We start from the raw sequence: 14761 nt of genomic DNA on the forward strand, positions 1-14761 counted from the left end.
CATCCGGAGCATCTACCCAGCAGCACTAAAGGGGTTTGACCGCCAATTCACCCCGGTAAGGCGTCACGCGCAGTGTCTCCCGGTGAGCATCGATCGGATCGGATTCGGGCGTGAGGCCGCTGGCCAGGGTCAATGCCGCGATCTGGGAACCGGTCATAAACCGCACACCGGGGCGTGACCCCATATGGGTCAGCAGCTCTTCCAGCGCTGCGATGCGCGCTGCGCGCGTGAGCCCCACGTCACCGCGCAGGTGGATGGTAAGCGGCACAAGACAACCTTCCCGCTCAAGCGCGTCAAACTCTTCACGCCAAATCTTCATCAACCGCGCATGTGTGTGGCGCGCCGAGAGGGCCAGCGAATCGTCGAGCGCCCAGACGCCCGGGATTTCGGCCAACACAGCGCCAGGTCGGGGTGCAATCAGGTAAGGCAGGTCATCGTCCTGGAACGACGCGTCGTACTGGAAGCCCAGCTGAGTCAACAGATGTAACGTGTTCGAGCTGAGCTCGCCGCCCGAAGCACGAAAGCCCTTGGGCACCACTCCACAGATCTCGGACAGTACGTCACGACCGCGACGAAGGGCGTCTTCTTCCGTGTCCCCTAGGCTGGACAGCGGCGTGTGGTCCCAGCCGCGTCCCCCAATTTCGTGTCCCGCATCGTGGATTTCGCGCACGGCTGAGCGGTGTCGAACTGCATCATCGCCATTGACGAAAACCGTGGCGGCGATCGAGCGTCGCTGCAGCATCGCGAGCAGGCGGGGTAACCCGGCACGGACACCGTAGCGACCATACGAGAAGCGGCCGTAAAGCCGGTCTTCCGTGGTGTGTTTCAGATCAAAGGATTCGGCATCGAAGTGGATCGACACCAGCACGGCGCAGCGCACGCCATCGGGCCAGCGGAATGTTTTCATGCGACGTGCACCTCTTCCAGGGCCTGCGGATGCGCCAGGCACCATTGCGCAAATTCAGACGACGAGAAGAAATGCACGCCGTCGTGCTGCTTCATGTATTGGATGATCTGCTCCATCAGCCAAGTGCGCACCGGTGTGCCCGACCCCCAGCCAGAGCGCGGATGAACGCACAGCACGAAAAAGCGATCTTGGTCGTAGATGGCATCGAATTCAGACTTCCACTGCTCCAGCACTTCGGACGGCGGCGTATGGCTGAACTTGAAAAAGGGAAAGTCGTCCAGGCTGTACGTGTTGTTCGGCAACTCCAGGATCCAGTCGTCCTGCACGGTGCCAAAGCGCAACCGGTACGGAAGATCGTAGTCCTTGTCGCTGGAGTCGTAGAGGTAGCCCATCTCGCGCAGGACGCGCATGGTGTTGGCCGTCTTGCGCCCCGAGGGTGAGCGCCAGCCCTGCACGGGTTGCCCAGTGATTTCGCGCAACAGCGCATCGGTCCGGTGCAGCAGCGGGGTCTCTTCGTCCGCCGGCATGTCCCAGGCTTCATGCAGCCAGCCGTGCGCAGCCACCTCAAAACCGGCTTCGGCGATCTGTTTGACTGTCTCCGGATAACATTGCGCGTCATACCCGGGAACAAAGAACGTGCAGGGCACTTCCTGGCGCTTGAGCATCTCAATGTGCCGAGGAATGCCGCAGCGCGCAGAATAGCGCCCCCAAGAATGCACGCCTTGCGGTGCGATGCCACGACCGACCTCATGGCTGGGCCCATCGAAGTCAACCCCCAGTGTGACGGCGCACCGAAAGTGCCCCGCCAGCGATGTCTTGTTCGTCATTCTTTGTGTCTCCTATGGGCCTACGAAGGCCGCTGACTCTGGCATACATCGAGAAGCTCCTGGAAAGTTTCCCAGGAAAGCGCGCGACGCCCCTCTTCCACGTCTTGGACAAGACGGATCAACACATCGAGCGCAGGCGTCTGCACGCCACCCCGTCGACCGGCCTCTGAGACCTTGCCCAATAGCGGTTCGACCTCGGTCTTGCGCTTGCGCACGGCAAGATCGCGCCAAAAACCGGAATGCTTTTTCACACTGTTGCGACGCCGCTGCGACAGCAGAGCAATCGAGGCGCGCGCTGCCGATTCTGGCGCACCGTCCATGAACGCGGCTGGATCGAATCCAGTCAAGGGTACGGTAAGAATGCCTTGTGCACGCGCCACCGCCATCACTTCGCGTCCGAGCGCGTCGAAGACGGCAAAGCGCTTTTCATCAGCGAAATTGGCGTCCATGCCATCGTTGTTGAGGGACGTGGCGAACAGCATTGCGGCAAAACCGAGCTTGCTCCAGAGGTAGCCCCAGATGTTGTCGGTCAGCACGGCATCGGGCTCGAACAATTGGAGCAGCCGGTGCAGCTCGGCGCTGCGCTCGCGCGGCACACCGTCGATCTCGCCCACCACCACTTCACCACGCCCGCCGTACACGATGCGGCCGGGCTCTATCCAGTCGGCGCCGAAATTAACGAAGCAGCCTATCGTCCGCTGTGCGCCCACCATGGCAGCAATCGTGAGCTCGTTCAGGCCGTTTTGGGCCGACACGACATAACCGTTTTGCGCAAGGTGCGGCGCCAGGGACTGCACGGCCTCCTCGGTGGCGAGCGCCTTGACTGCGAGGACGATGCGCGTGTAAGTGCCCCGCAATTGCGCCGGCGTGCAGGCTGGCATCTGGGCGGTGAAGTTGTCGATGGATCCCTCGATCTTCAGCCCCGTGGTCTGGCACGCCTGCACATGCTCGGGCTGGATGTCCACCAGCAACACGGGGACGCCAGCCCGTGCCCAATAGGCCGCCAGGGTCCCGCCAATGGCACCGCCGCCCCAGACCACCAGAGGGTCTTGCGGGCTCATGTCCATCACCGACACGATGTGGCCCATGCGATCAAGACTGCGGCGGCATCTGGCACTCTGGAGACTCCTGATGGTGGGTGGACGTGGCACTCAACACACAACAGGACCGTGACTGTCATCACGGGAGGCCTCTTGGGCTGTCAGAGTCATCTTATCGGAAATCGCCTTCGGCAGCCGTGTCGTTTTTTCCAAGCAGCCCGCATCCACATCAAAGGTACACAGAGGTTCAAAAAGACGCCTAGCTTTTGGACCGACCGCGCCGAGACGGGCCAATTTGTTGCGGGTAAACCCCGATGACGAAAGCCTACTCGGCTCCTACGATGAATTCACGCAAGGGTTGTGATGACCATCTCGGCTTGTTCACTCCAAATGGATTTCATGCGAACAGCGACCGCTCCCTCTCCCCACGAACGACTCAAGACACGCTACGGCGACAATTGCGCAGCTGCCCCATCCGCATGGTCCGACGTGATCGACCACTTGCTCGACCACCGCTCGGTGCGCAAGTACCTGCCGGATCCCGTGACCGATGCCCAGTTGCACGCGATCCTTGCGGCAGCCCAATCGGCCCCCTCCTCATCTAACCTTCACGCCTGGAGCGTGGTGGCCGTCACGGATCCGGATTTGCGCGACCGCCTGTCGCAGCTGGTCGGAAACCAGCCGCAGGTCAGTCAGGCCCCCATGCAGCTCGTCTGGCTGGCCGACCTGTCGATGCTGCACCAGGCCTCCCGTGAGAAAGAGCAGGCCGCGCAGGGGCTTGATTACCTGGAGATGTTTCTGCTGGCCGCACTGGATGCGGCCTTGGCTTCACAGAACGCTTCGATTGCTGCGCAATCGATCGGTCTGGCCACCGTCTACATCGGCGGCATCCGCAATCAGATGGACAAGGTTGCAGATCTGCTCGGTTTGCCACCGCGCGTGGCGCCCGTTTTTGGCATGTGCCTGGGTACGGCCGATCCGGCCCGGCCCACAGCGATCAAGCCACGCCCCCCGCAGTCGGTGGTGCTCCACCGCAACCGTTACGAAAGCCAGGCAGTCATGCCCGGCCTTCAGCACTACGACGAAGTGATGCAGCGTTTCTACAAGTCGCAATCCATGGAAGCCGACAGCTGGATCCTACGATCTCTCAATCGCGTCGCTACACCTGCTTCACTCACAGGCAGGGATCGCCTGCGAGAGATGCTGATGCAACTGGGTTTTCCTTTGAAATAGTCGCCCCCGGGGAAGTCAGAGCGCGTAACTGACGGCGCACTTCCTCTTTTCTTTTCCAACCCGGAGACAACGGATATGAGTATCAAGAAGGTCAAAAGATTCCTGGCTCTCGCAGCTGCGGTAGTCATGGCAGGTTCAGCCTGTGCGCAAAGTTTCTCCGATCGGCCGATCCGGATCATCGTGCCATTCGCAGCTGGAGGAGCCAACGATCTGATCGCCCGCGCATTGCAAAAGCCGCTGGGCGAGGCGCTGGGCGCGACCGTCGTGGTCCAAAACCTCGCGGGCGGCTCTACCAAGATTGCCGTGGCCGAACTGACGCGCTCTGCGCCAGACGGCCACACCTTGATGCTGGCAGGGCATGCCGCCCTGATGGGCTACTACTACTCGGGCGGCGTCTTCGAGACCAAGTTCTGGAGGGATCTGACCATCCTGGGTCAGACCGGACAGATGGCCTACGGGATGATCGAGACCCGTATTGATTCGCCCTTCAAGACCTGGAAGGACGTGGTCGATTTCGGCAAGAAAAATCCCGGCAAGCTCAGCGTCGGCGGCCCGGCTCTGGGCGGGATGATGAACCTCATCGTGCTGGAGACAGCGAAGGCTGCAGGCTTGGACGTGACCTACGTGCCCTACCGTGGCGGCGGTCCGAGCGGCTTTGCGGTGCTGGCCGGTGAGGTGTCCTACCGTGTCGCCCAGCCGCCCGAGGTGTACCCGAACGTCACTGCGGGCAAGACGCGCGCACTGGCCGTTGCTTTCCCCACCCGCATTCCAGAAATGCCCGATGTGCCGACCGTCAAAGAGCTGGGCATGAACGTCGACATCCCAGTGTTCGGCTTTGATGTGTGGGGCCCGGCGCAGATGCCTCCGGCCGTGGCCAACAAGATCACCGAAGCGATCAAAGTCGCCATCAAGGACAAGGCCTACATCGAGGTCGCCAAGCGCCTCCTGTACCAACCCATGTTTGCCGGTCCCCAAGAATTGCGGGCCAGCATGCGCACTTTCGAAGAGACCACTGGCCCCAAGATGGAAGCTGCCTTCCCGCCTAAAGCCCAGTGAACCTACGCGACGGGCGTGGACATGCTGTCCCGGGTGTTCCGGCCGTCGCTTATCCCAGTCGTCCCACCAGGAATCTCCATGGCCAAAAAAGAGTTGATCGCGTCGGTCTCGGCGCAAAACGTTCGCGCGCACGTCGAGACGATCGTCAGGGAGATCCCACATCGTGCAGCAGGCTCCGTTAACGGTCGCCGCATGGCCGAGTACAGCCGCGACGCGATGCACGCGGCTGGGCTTGAGGCCCAAGTGCATGAACTCCCTGCGCTGGTCAGCTTTCCGGAGCACGCCGACCTGCGCATCGAAGCGCCACGGCAGATCACCATCCAGGCCAATACGCTGGGCCACAGCGTGGAAACACTGGCCGACGGTCTCTCCGGCGAGCTGGTGTACGTGGGCTCCGGATCGGCGGCCGACTTCGAAGGCAAAGATGTGCGCGGCAAGATCGTCCTGACGGAGCTGTCGTATGCGCCAGGTCGTCACGAGAAGCAGCGCATCGCCGCCATGAAGGGCGCCATTGGCGCGGTGATGATGAACTGGGGGCACCCGGAAAACGCGGCCGTGCCTTTCGGCTCGGTCAAGCCGGTGTGGGGTAACCCGACACCCGAGACCTTCAAGAGCGAGATGGCGGTCATTCCGTGCATTGGCATTTCACGCGTCGCCGGTCTGCAGCTCAAGGAACTGTGTGCACAAGGGCCAGTCAAGGTCTGGCTGCGCACGCATGTCACCAACGGCTGGCGTCCGGTACAGATTACGACTGCACAGCTGCCGGCGCCGCAAGGGGCTGAGCCGGACGACTTCATCATCGTGGGCGGACACCAGGACTCGTGGCCCGGCGAAGCCGCCACCGACAACGCAGCGGGCAATGCCATCATGATCGAGCTGGCGCGTGTTTTCAAGCAGCACCAGCACAAACTGCGACGCGGACTCGAGTTCGGTTTCTGGACGGCCCACGAAACCGGAACCATGGCGGGCTCCACCTGGTTTGCTGATCGCCACTGGGATGTGCTGCGCGATCACGCCTGCGCCTATCTTCAGATCGACCAACCCTCCTGCACCGGCACCACGCAATGGCACACCACCTCAAGCGTGGAGCTCAAGAGCTTCCACCAGCGCGAGGAAAAAGCATTGATGCCCGATCGCGAGATCAGCTGGAAGCGGGTGGCCAAGAGCGGCGATGCCTCGTTCATTGGCCTGGGCGTTCCGATGTTCCAGGGCGAAGGCGCGTTCACGCAGGCGCAACTCAAGGCGTCCGCGCTCGCCACCCGGGGCTGGTGGCATCACTCGCTCGAATGCACGATCGACAAGGTCGATTTCGAGTACATGCAGACCCACTTGGAGGTGTATGCCGCTTACCTTTGGGAACTTTGCACCGCACCGATCCTGCCCTTTAACTATGTGCCCATGGCCCAGCAGGTGATCGAGCGGCTCGACGAAATCAAGTCGCCCGCTGAAGGCTTCAATCTCGAGGGGCTCAAAGCGCTTGCCAGCCAGCTGCTGGAGGCGGCAGAGCGCTTTGACCAGAGCACATCTTCGGTCGCTGCCCAGTTCGCTGCCGGTGCAGGGAACGAGCAGCATGCCCTGCGCCTCAATCGAGCCATCAAGCGTATCAGCCGCCTGGTCGTCCCTCTCATGAGTTCGTCTGTGGGCAAGTACGCGCATGACCCCTACAGCTTCACGCCGCAGTCCACGCTCATACCCTCTCTTTACAACGCCGAGCGCGTCGGCCGCATCCAGCCTGATGAGGAGCGGTGGATGCACGAGACTCAGCTCACGCGCGATCGCAACCAAGTCGCCGACACGCTGCGGCAAACGATCGAACTCATGGAGGATGCGACGGCCAGCGTCGCCTAACCCACCATGGAACGCATTGAACCCTTTCCCCTCATCGAGCTTTCGGGTGCGCCTCGCTCACGGGGCCTGCAATACGGCACCCAGGCGCGCGATCGAATCCGGCGCAGCGTTGCGCTCTACGCAGGAGGGGCGACACAAGAGTCCAGCCCGGAGCAGGTACGGCGACTGGCCACCAGTTTCCTGCCGCAGATCGAGGCCTTCGATCCCCTGTACCTCGAGGAAATGCGCGGTATGGCCGAAGGCGCGGGCGTAGAGCTGGCCGACATCGCACTGGTGAACGCGCGCACCGAGATCCTCCGGCTCACCCAGCCGCCGCCCAAAATCACCGTCCCAGACAAGGAGCCCGACGGCTGCACCGGCGCAGTACTGCTGCCGCAAGTCACGGCGAGCGGACGTCTCCTGCACGGGCAGAACTGGGACTGGCGCAAGGAGTGCGCCGACACTGGCGTGGTGCTGCGGATCCGTCGTGACGATGGCCCGGACATCCTCACCTTTACCGAAGCGGGCGGACTGGCCCGCTCCGGCATGAATGCAGCGGGCATCGCGGTAACGGCTAATTACCTCTCCTCCGACCGCGATTACACGCAAAAAGGGGTGCCGCTGGCGCTGATTCGTCGCAAGCTGCTCGAAACCGAGCATGTCGCGATCGCCATGCGCACGGTCTACTGCACGCCGAAGTCGACGTCGAATAACTTGATGATCAGCCACGCGGGCGGCTTCGCGCTGAACTTTGAGTGCGCGCCGGACGAAACCTTCCTCGTGCACCCGCAAGATGGCATGTTGGTCCATGCCAACCATTTCCAGAGCGCGGTGGCGCTCGGCAAGCTCAAGGACATGGGGATCCAAACAACACCTGATTCGCTCTATCGCGACGTGCGCGTACGCGAACTGCTGAACAAGGACCTGGGGCACTTGACGCTGGACCACCTGCGCCAGGCCTTCTTCGATGATTTCGCCACCCCGTGGTCGGTCTGTCGTCCTCCGCGCCTTACGCTGGAAAGTAACCTCAGCGCCACCGTGGCGATGTTGCTCATGGATCCGGCCAGGGGCCATCTCGAGATTGCGCCGCTGCCAGCCATCAATCGTCAGTTCACCCGCTACACCCTGGATATGCAAGCGTCGGTGCTGCAATACGCGCATGAGCGCCAGTCATGAGACAGTTCGGGCCGCCGCCGATTGGCCGAAAAATTGGACACTGCCCTTAAAAATTCACACTATGTTGTGAAGACAGGTCTAGCCTGAAACCGCAGGGTTGATAACAACACGCTCTTCATTGTGTTGGCCCCCTAGCTTCACATCTTTCAGGGCATCTAAAACTTGGCTAACCAGCCCTGTCTTTGAGGTGCAGCCTCATGGAGGCTGCCGCACAGTCCGGGGCGCAAAGCTTCAGTCCATCTTCGCGCCTGACTTGATGATCACCTGTTCCCACTTGTCAATTTCCGCCTTCACAAAGGCTTTGAACTCGTCGGGACTGCTGCCTACCGGTTCAGCACCTTGTGCCTCCATTTTGTCTTTGATGTCTTGTGTGTTGATGGCCTTGATGGTGGCGGTGTACAAGGCATTGACGATGTGTGCAGGCGTTTTGGCGGGTGCAAACAAGCCATTCCAGCTTGAAACTTCAAAATCAGCCATTCCAGCTTCGGCCATGGTGGGCACATTGGGCAATACCCCCATGCGTTTTTTACTGGCGACCGCGATCACATTGAGCTTGCCACTTTTCAGGTGGGGAATCGCTGACAAAGCAGTTTGAAAACTCATTTGAACTTGGCCTCCCAGCAAATCTGACATGGCTGGCGCTGCGCCTTTGTAGGGGACATGGATCAAATCAATGTTGCCTCGCAGCTTCAGAAGTTCGCCTGCCAAGTGGGGTGATCCGCCACTTCCGCTGGATGAAAAAGCCATCTTTCCAGGGTTTTGTTTGGCCAACGCGACAAATTCGCGCAAATTCTTGGCCGGGACCGAAGGATGCAAAGCCAACACCGAAGGCGCGGTCATCGTCTGGGTGATGTGGATGAAGTCCCGCATGGTGTCGTAGCCCAAGTTTTTGTAGGCGGTCATGTTGGTGGCATTGGCAATGGTGCCCAACAACAGTGTGTAGCCATCGGGCGCGCTGCGGGCCACAAACTCGGAAGCAATATTGCTGCCTGCACCAGCGCGATTTTCCACAATCACGGTTTGGCCCAGCGTTTCCTGAAGCTTGATGGCAATGCTCCGCGCCACGATGTCAGTGGCGCCCCCGGGTGCGTAGCCTACGATCAAACGAATGGGTTTGTTGGGGTAGTTGGCGTCCTGGGCAAGCGCAGAGAAAGCCAGCATTCCAAACAAAATGGCCCAAATGCGATTCATAAACAGCCCATCCAGTGAGTTAGCAAACATCCAACAAGTGTAGGTAGATACCGAGCAACTCGACAAGCGCTCGAACATCGGTGTAGACCCTCATGTGACAGCGGGTGACTTTAGCCTGTCGCTAAATCAGACTTTGTCATTTCCCAATGGTCATGGTTCAGGCCGTTGGTGACAATCCATCACGCAAAGGATTGGGTTATTCATGGGAAAAAGCATCAGCGCACTGCAACTGGGTATTGTTTGGCAACGTTTGACGGGGCTGATGGATGAGGTTGCGCAAACCTTTGTCCGCACCTCATTTTCGGTGGTCGTTCGTGAGAATTGGGATTTGGCTTGTTCTCTGATGGACGCCAATGGCAGGGTCTTCGCGCAGTCATCCCGCTCGATTCCCTCGTTTTTAGGAACGATGCCGCGAACTTTGGCGGCCATGCTCGAACGCTACCCCAAGCACACGCTCGAGCCCGGTGATGTCTTGATTTCCAACGATCCTTGGTTGGGAACCGGCCATCTGAACGACATCACCATGGTTCGGCCGATTTTTCGCGGTGCGGAGTTGGTGGCCTTCGTGGGTTCCACCTTCCATACGGTGGACATTGGTGGTGCCCCCAATCCTTTTGCCAAAGACGCCTATGAGGAAGGCTTGTGCATTCCGGTGCTCAAGATTTGCAGACGGGGTGAAGAAAATTCCGATGTGGTCTCTTTCATCAAAGAAAATTTAAGAGAACCCTTGGAAACCCTTGGGGACATTCGTGCGCAGTTTGCGGCCTACGAGTTGGCTCAAACCAAATTATTGGCCTTGCTGCAACAAGAAAACATCGACGATTTGACGGCGGTGACCGATCAGATCTTGCTGCGGTCGGAAAACAGCATGCGCAGAATGCTCGAATCCATGCCCGATGGTGAGTTCGATGACCATGTCATGGCAGATGGGTTCGAAAAATCATTGTTGATTTGTTGCAATGTGCGGAAAAAAGGCTCTGAGTTGGTGATTGATTATTCAGGCACGGATGCTCAAATCGATAAGCCCATCAACTCCGTGATGAACTTCACTTTTGCTTACAGCGCCTATGCCGTCAAATGTGCTTTTGATCCCTCATCCCCCAACAACGATGGCGGATTGCGGCCATTGACCATTTTGGCACCCGAGGGTTGTTTGGTGAACCCGACACGGCCTGCGCCCGTCTGGGGTCGGCATCTTTCTGGGCATTATTTGCCGTTTGTCATTTTTGGAGCGCTCTCCAAAATGATGCCCACCAAAATCATTGCGGACAGCGGGTCGCCGATCTGGAATGTCTACTTCAAAGGCGTTGATCGGTCCCAACGCAAGTTTGTGAAAATGTTTTTCATGAGCGGCGGTTACGGTGCCAGAGCCACCAGCGATGGTCCTGCCTGTTTGAGTTTCCCCACCAACGTCGCCAACAGCCCGATTGAGCAATTTGAAAATCAGACCCCCATGCTGGTGACTGAAAAAAGTTTGCTGGTGGACAGTGGCGGTGCAGGTCTGCACAGAGGAGGATTGGGGCAACGCATTTCATTCAAATCTTTGTCACCTGAACCATTGACCTTCATGATTCGCCATGAGCGGGTCAAGCATCCGCCACGAGGATTTCTGGGGGGCCTTGATGGTGCTGCTGGGATTGATTTGTTGGATGGCGTGAAAATCCCAGCCAAGTCGGTCATCAGCATGAAAGAGGGTCAGGTCGTGACGTTTGAGACGCCTGGTGGTGGTGGCATGTCGCCTGCTCATTTGCGAGAGCGTTTTGCTGTCGAAAGGGATCTGCTCGATGGTGTGGTTTCGGCGGCAAGTGCACAGCGCGATTACGGTTTGGCGGCGTCCGAAATACAACAAATGTTGAATGCAAATAAAGGCAGAGCTTCATGAGCCGTGAACCGATTGCAATGAAAGGCCCTTTCCGGATTGGGGTGGACATTGGTGGAACATTCACCGATTTGGTCATGATCGATTCACAAGGTCACTTGGTCAACGAAAAAGTGCTGACAACACCACTCGATCCCTCTCAAGGGGTGTTGACTGGCGTGTCCCTGATCACGAAAAACAATGGGGTCTTGCCCGAGCAAGTGGACAACATCATTCATGGCACCACCTTGGTTGCCAATGCACTGATCGAGCGAAAAGGTGTTGTCACGGCATTGGTGACCACGCAAGGTTTTCGGGATGTGTTGCAAATTGCCCGTGAATGGCGCTACGACATCTATGATTTATTTTTAACGCCAGTTGAGCCGTTGGTGCCCCGATCACTGCGTTTCGAGGTCAAGGAACGGGTTGCATACGATGGCGCCGTGATCGAGCCCTTGGACGTCGAGGCGCTTGAACCCATCGCCAAGCAAATTCGGGATGCCGGGGCGCAAGCGGTCGCCATTTGCTTTTTGCATGCTTTCAGACACGATGGGCATGAATTGAAGGCGAAAGAAATCTTACAAGCCTTGCTGCCCGATGTGACCATTTGCATTTCCAGCGAAGTCATGCCCGAAATTGGCGAATACGAGCGGACAGCCACCGCGGTGTGCAATGCGTATGTTCAGCCCTTGTTTGAAAAATACATATCGGGGTTGATTCAGGGTCTCAAAACCATGGGGTTCCAAAAGGATTTGTACCTCATGCAATCGGATGGTGGAACGGTCCATTACACGACCGCCATGGCCTATCCGATTCGACTGGTTCAGTCAGGCCCTGCCGGGGGCGTGCAAGCCACATCGCTGATCGGAAAAATAGCCGGTTTAAAAGATGTTCTGTGTTTTGACATGGGCGGCACGACCGCCAAAGCATGCCTGATCAATGGCTCTGAATCGCAGGTCATCAACGATTTTGAAGTGGCGCGCTTGCAGCGTTTTCGCAAAGGCAGTGGCATCCCCCTGAAGGTGCCGGCGATCGACATGATTGAGATCGGTTCCGGCGGCGGCAGCATTGCCAGGGTCAATCAATTGGGCTTGATTCAGGTGGGGCCTGACAGTTCCAGCGCCGTTCCAGGTCCTGCTTGTTATGGTCAAGGTGGACAAGACCCAACGGTCACAGACGCAGACCTGGTACTGGGCTACTTGGACGCGGGTTCATTTTTGGGCGGTGACATGCAACTGGATCTGGCCGCTGCGGGCCATGCCATCGAAAAGCAAATCGCTCAACCCTTGTCGTTGTCTGTCGTGGATGCGGCATTTGGCATCCATGAAACCGTGAATGAAGCCATGGCCCAGGCCGCGAGCATCCATGCGCTGGAAAAGGGGTTAAAAGCATCCCACTACGCCATGGTGCCCATTGGCGGGGCTGGCCCTGTCCATGCGTGTCATGTGGCTATGAAACTGGACATGCGCCACGTTCTCATTCCTCGCGGTGCTGGCGTGGCATCGGCCTTTGGGTTTTTGGCATCGCCTATGTCTTTCCAGTTTGTCAAAGCACAAATTTCTACGTTGACAGTGCTCAATGCAACCCAAGTGAAAGAGCTTGTTGAAGACTTGCAACAAAAGGGCTTGGCGATGATGTCCCATTCCGGCCTGACCCTGGACCAGTGCCGTGTCAAGGTCAGTGCTGCCATGCGCTATGTGGGGCAGGGTTACGAGGTGGAGGTGCCCGTGGACATGGTCTCGCCCATGGCCGATCTGGTGGCCAGAATGGCGCATGGTTTTTCGACTTGTTATCAACAGTTGTACGGCCGAACCGAAAAAGATACGCCCGCCGAAGTGGTGTCGTGGCGCGTGGTGGTGCAGGGCCCTTCACCCGATTTGCTGCAAGTGGCCGATTCGCTGAATGAGGTGGCCTTGCCCCAAGCTGCCGATGCACTCAAAGGTCATCGGCCCGTCTTTTGTGTACAGCGAAAAAGTTTCGTGACGACCCCGGTTTATGCCCGCCATTTGCTGGCCGTGGGTGCTGTTTTGGAAGGCCCTGCCATCATCGAAGAGCGTGAATCGACGGTGGTCGTGCCTCACTTGGCCCAGGTGACTGTCGACGCGCATTGGAACTTGCGCATTGACCTTCCCCTTCAGTCTTCTTGAAAGCTGGCAAATGAAACGTTATTCGATGTTCATTGACGGTGAGTGGGTCAATCCCTCGTCTGGGCTTTGGCTGGATTCAGTCAACCCTTACTCCGGTGAAAAATGGGCCGAAATACCTTTGGGAAACTCCGAGGACGTCGATCGCGCCGTTCAGGCCGCTGAGCGAGCCATGCGTCAAGGGGCGTGGTCGCGCATGACACCCTCGCAGCGCGGTCAGGCCTTGGTTCGCTTTGCCGATATGTTGCTTGAGCATGCGCCACGACTGGCAGAAATTGAGGTGCGTGACAACGGAAAGCTCTACGCTGAAATGAGCAATCAGTGTAAGTATTTGGTCGAGTGGTTTCGCTATTTCGGAGGCCTCGCAGACAAGATACAAGGCGCTGTGCCGCCGATTGACAAGCCCAATGTGCTCAACTTCACGCGCTACGAACCCATTGGTGTGACCGCCTGCATCACGCCCTGGAATTCCCCATTGCTGTTGCTGGCATGGAAGGTGGCACCTGCACTGGCCGCAGGCAATGCGGTGGTGATCAAGCCTTCTGAATACACCTCTGCATCCACGCTCGAGTTTGCGGCCTTGGCTGCCAAGGCGGGCTTGCCTGCTGGGTTGATCAATGTGGTCACAGGTTTAGGGGCTGATGTGGGTGAGGCTTTGGTCACTCACCCCTTGGTGCGCAAAGTGGCTTTCACGGGTGGTGAGTCAGGCGGTCGGCGGGTCAATGTGGCCGCAGCAGCGGACTTCAAACATGTGACCTTGGAGCTGGGCGGTAAGTCGGCCAACATTGTTTTTGAGGACGCCCGGATCGAGGACGCCCTGTCAGGTGCCATTTCGGGCATTTTTGCAGCCAGCGGACAGACCTGCATTGCAGGCTCTCGCTTGCTGGTTCACGAATCGATCCACGATGTGTTTGTTGAAAAGTTGGTGGCATTGGCCAGCACCGCACGATTTGGCGACCCCATGTCGCCAGATACGCAGCTCGGACCCATCACGACCGAGCAGCAGTACCGTAAGGTGCTCGATTACATCGAGATTGCCAAGAATGAAGGCGCTCATTGCGTGATGGGTGGGGTGGTGGCTCAGGGGCCTGAAGGTGCCAAAGGATTCTTTGTGCAACCCACCATTTTTGTGAACGTGACGCCCGACATGCGCATTGCTCAGGAGGAGGTGTTCGGCCCTGTACTGAGTGTCATCAAATTCAAGGACGATGACGATGCCGTGCGCATCGCCAATGGCACGCAGTATGGCTTGGCCGCTGGTGTCTGGACTGAGAACTTGCGCCGTGCAGTCGATATGTCCAACAGGTTGGTGGCGGGTACCGTCTGGATCAACATCTACCGTTCAACCAGTTACACCTCACCTTTTGGTGGTTTCAAGTCTTCAGGCATGGGGCGCGAAAACGGCTTGGATGCGATTTATGACTATTTGCAAGTCAAGAGCGTTTGGATATACACCGGTGGTCCTGCCGCCAATCCCTATATCCGTCGATGAAAGGCTTTGA

Annotated in this window: 11 protein-coding genes; 7 read left to right on the top strand and 4 right to left on the bottom strand. The window is 58.4% G+C overall.

The features are described from left to right. Positions 1 to 25 precede the first annotated feature (25 nt). The 3 genes from B9Z49_RS15365 to B9Z49_RS15375 are packed head-to-tail and all read right to left on the bottom strand — an operon-like array spanning position 26 to position 2822. Positions 26 to 907 (bottom strand): polysaccharide deacetylase family protein, encoded by an 882-nt coding sequence (locus B9Z49_RS15365; protein WP_158273517.1) that lies wholly within the window; start codon positions 905 to 907, stop codon positions 26 to 28. Beyond that, positions 904 to 1734 carry a polysaccharide deacetylase family protein gene (locus B9Z49_RS15370; RefSeq protein WP_108354314.1) on the bottom strand — a complete coding sequence of 277 codons (831 nt, stop codon included), beginning with the start codon at positions 1732 to 1734 and terminating at the stop codon, positions 904 to 906. Before B9Z49_RS15370 ends, B9Z49_RS15365 begins: the two co-directional genes overlap by 4 nt. 20 nt (positions 1735 to 1754) lie before the next feature. After that, a complete protein-coding gene (locus B9Z49_RS15375; RefSeq protein ID WP_199225076.1) occupies positions 1755 to 2822 on the bottom strand; it encodes a ketopantoate reductase family protein in 1068 nt (355 codons plus the stop codon). A gap of 351 nt (positions 2823 to 3173) precedes the next feature. On the opposite strand from B9Z49_RS15375, the gene B9Z49_RS15380 reads away from it, so the two are divergent. The 4 genes from B9Z49_RS15380 to B9Z49_RS15395 all read left to right on the top strand — a co-directional run bounded on the left by B9Z49_RS15380 (position 3174) and on the right by B9Z49_RS15395 (position 8066). Then, on the top strand, positions 3174 to 4007 hold the full coding sequence (locus B9Z49_RS15380; RefSeq protein WP_108354355.1) for a nitroreductase family protein: 834 nt from the start codon (positions 3174 to 3176) through the stop codon (positions 4005 to 4007). 75 nt (positions 4008 to 4082) lie between these two features. Then, positions 4083 to 5063 carry a tripartite tricarboxylate transporter substrate binding protein gene (locus B9Z49_RS15385; protein ID WP_108354315.1) on the top strand — a complete coding sequence of 327 codons (981 nt, stop codon included), beginning with the start codon at positions 4083 to 4085 and terminating at the stop codon, positions 5061 to 5063. 78 nt (positions 5064 to 5141) lie between these two features. Continuing rightward, the gene (locus B9Z49_RS15390; RefSeq protein ID WP_158273518.1) at positions 5142 to 6911 is read left to right on the top strand and encodes a M28 family peptidase; all 1770 of its coding nucleotides are present in this window, start codon (positions 5142 to 5144) and stop codon (positions 6909 to 6911) included. Positions 6912 to 6917: 6 nt separating this feature from the next. Beyond that, the gene (locus B9Z49_RS15395; protein WP_108354317.1) at positions 6918 to 8066 is read left to right on the top strand and encodes a C45 family peptidase; all 1149 of its coding nucleotides are present in this window, start codon (positions 6918 to 6920) and stop codon (positions 8064 to 8066) included. Positions 8067 to 8297: 231 nt separating this feature from the next. Here B9Z49_RS15395 and B9Z49_RS15400 read toward each other — a convergent pair whose 3' ends face one another. Beyond that, entirely contained in the window at positions 8298 to 9257 is a 960-nt protein-coding gene (locus tag B9Z49_RS15400; protein ID WP_158273519.1) for a tripartite tricarboxylate transporter substrate binding protein, read from the bottom strand. Between the two features lie 202 nt (positions 9258 to 9459). Here B9Z49_RS15400 and B9Z49_RS15405 point away from each other — a divergent pair, with 202 nt between their 5' ends. From B9Z49_RS15405 to B9Z49_RS15415, 3 genes are read left to right on the top strand one after another with little or no spacing between them, the layout of a single operon-like run. After that, a complete protein-coding gene (locus B9Z49_RS15405) occupies positions 9460 to 11139 on the top strand; it encodes a hydantoinase B/oxoprolinase family protein (RefSeq protein ID WP_108354319.1) in 1680 nt (559 codons plus the stop codon). Beyond that, positions 11136 to 13262 (top strand): hydantoinase/oxoprolinase family protein, encoded by a 2127-nt coding sequence (locus B9Z49_RS15410; RefSeq protein WP_199225078.1) that lies wholly within the window; start codon positions 11136 to 11138, stop codon positions 13260 to 13262. The genes B9Z49_RS15405 and B9Z49_RS15410 overlap by 4 nt, the downstream gene beginning before the upstream one ends. Before the next feature lie 10 nt (positions 13263 to 13272). Then, the gene (locus B9Z49_RS15415) at positions 13273 to 14751 is read left to right on the top strand and encodes an aldehyde dehydrogenase (protein ID WP_108354321.1); all 1479 of its coding nucleotides are present in this window, start codon (positions 13273 to 13275) and stop codon (positions 14749 to 14751) included. The last annotated feature ends 10 nt before the right edge of the window (positions 14752 to 14761 follow it).

This window comes from Limnohabitans sp. 2KL-51, from assembly GCF_003063645.1.
Classification (GTDB): Bacteria; Pseudomonadota; Gammaproteobacteria; order Burkholderiales; family Burkholderiaceae_C; genus Limnohabitans_A.

What these genes read in the sequence shown, in the direction of transcription:
- B9Z49_RS15365 (WP_158273517.1), bottom strand. Translation starts at nt 907, where the DNA reads ATGAAAACATTCCGCTGGCCCGATGGCGTGCGCTGCGCCGTGCTGGTG.
- B9Z49_RS15370 (WP_108354314.1), bottom strand. Translation starts at nt 1,734, where the DNA reads ATGACGAACAAGACATCGCTGGCGGGGCACTTTCGGTGCGCCGTCACA.
- B9Z49_RS15375 (WP_199225076.1), bottom strand. Translation starts at nt 2,822, where the DNA reads ATGGGCCACATCGTGTCGGTGATGGACATGAGCCCGCAAGACCCTCTG.
- B9Z49_RS15380 (WP_108354355.1), top strand. Translation starts at nt 3,174, where the DNA reads ATGCGAACAGCGACCGCTCCCTCTCCCCACGAACGACTCAAGACACGC.
- B9Z49_RS15385 (WP_108354315.1), top strand. Translation starts at nt 4,083, where the DNA reads ATGAGTATCAAGAAGGTCAAAAGATTCCTGGCTCTCGCAGCTGCGGTA.
- B9Z49_RS15390 (WP_158273518.1), top strand. Translation starts at nt 5,142, where the DNA reads ATGGCCAAAAAAGAGTTGATCGCGTCGGTCTCGGCGCAAAACGTTCGC.
- B9Z49_RS15395 (WP_108354317.1), top strand. Translation starts at nt 6,918, where the DNA reads ATGGAACGCATTGAACCCTTTCCCCTCATCGAGCTTTCGGGTGCGCCT.
- B9Z49_RS15400 (WP_158273519.1), bottom strand. Translation starts at nt 9,257, where the DNA reads ATGAATCGCATTTGGGCCATTTTGTTTGGAATGCTGGCTTTCTCTGCG.
- B9Z49_RS15405 (WP_108354319.1), top strand. Translation starts at nt 9,460, where the DNA reads ATGGGAAAAAGCATCAGCGCACTGCAACTGGGTATTGTTTGGCAACGT.
- B9Z49_RS15410 (WP_199225078.1), top strand. Translation starts at nt 11,136, where the DNA reads ATGAGCCGTGAACCGATTGCAATGAAAGGCCCTTTCCGGATTGGGGTG.
- B9Z49_RS15415 (WP_108354321.1), top strand. Translation starts at nt 13,273, where the DNA reads ATGAAACGTTATTCGATGTTCATTGACGGTGAGTGGGTCAATCCCTCG.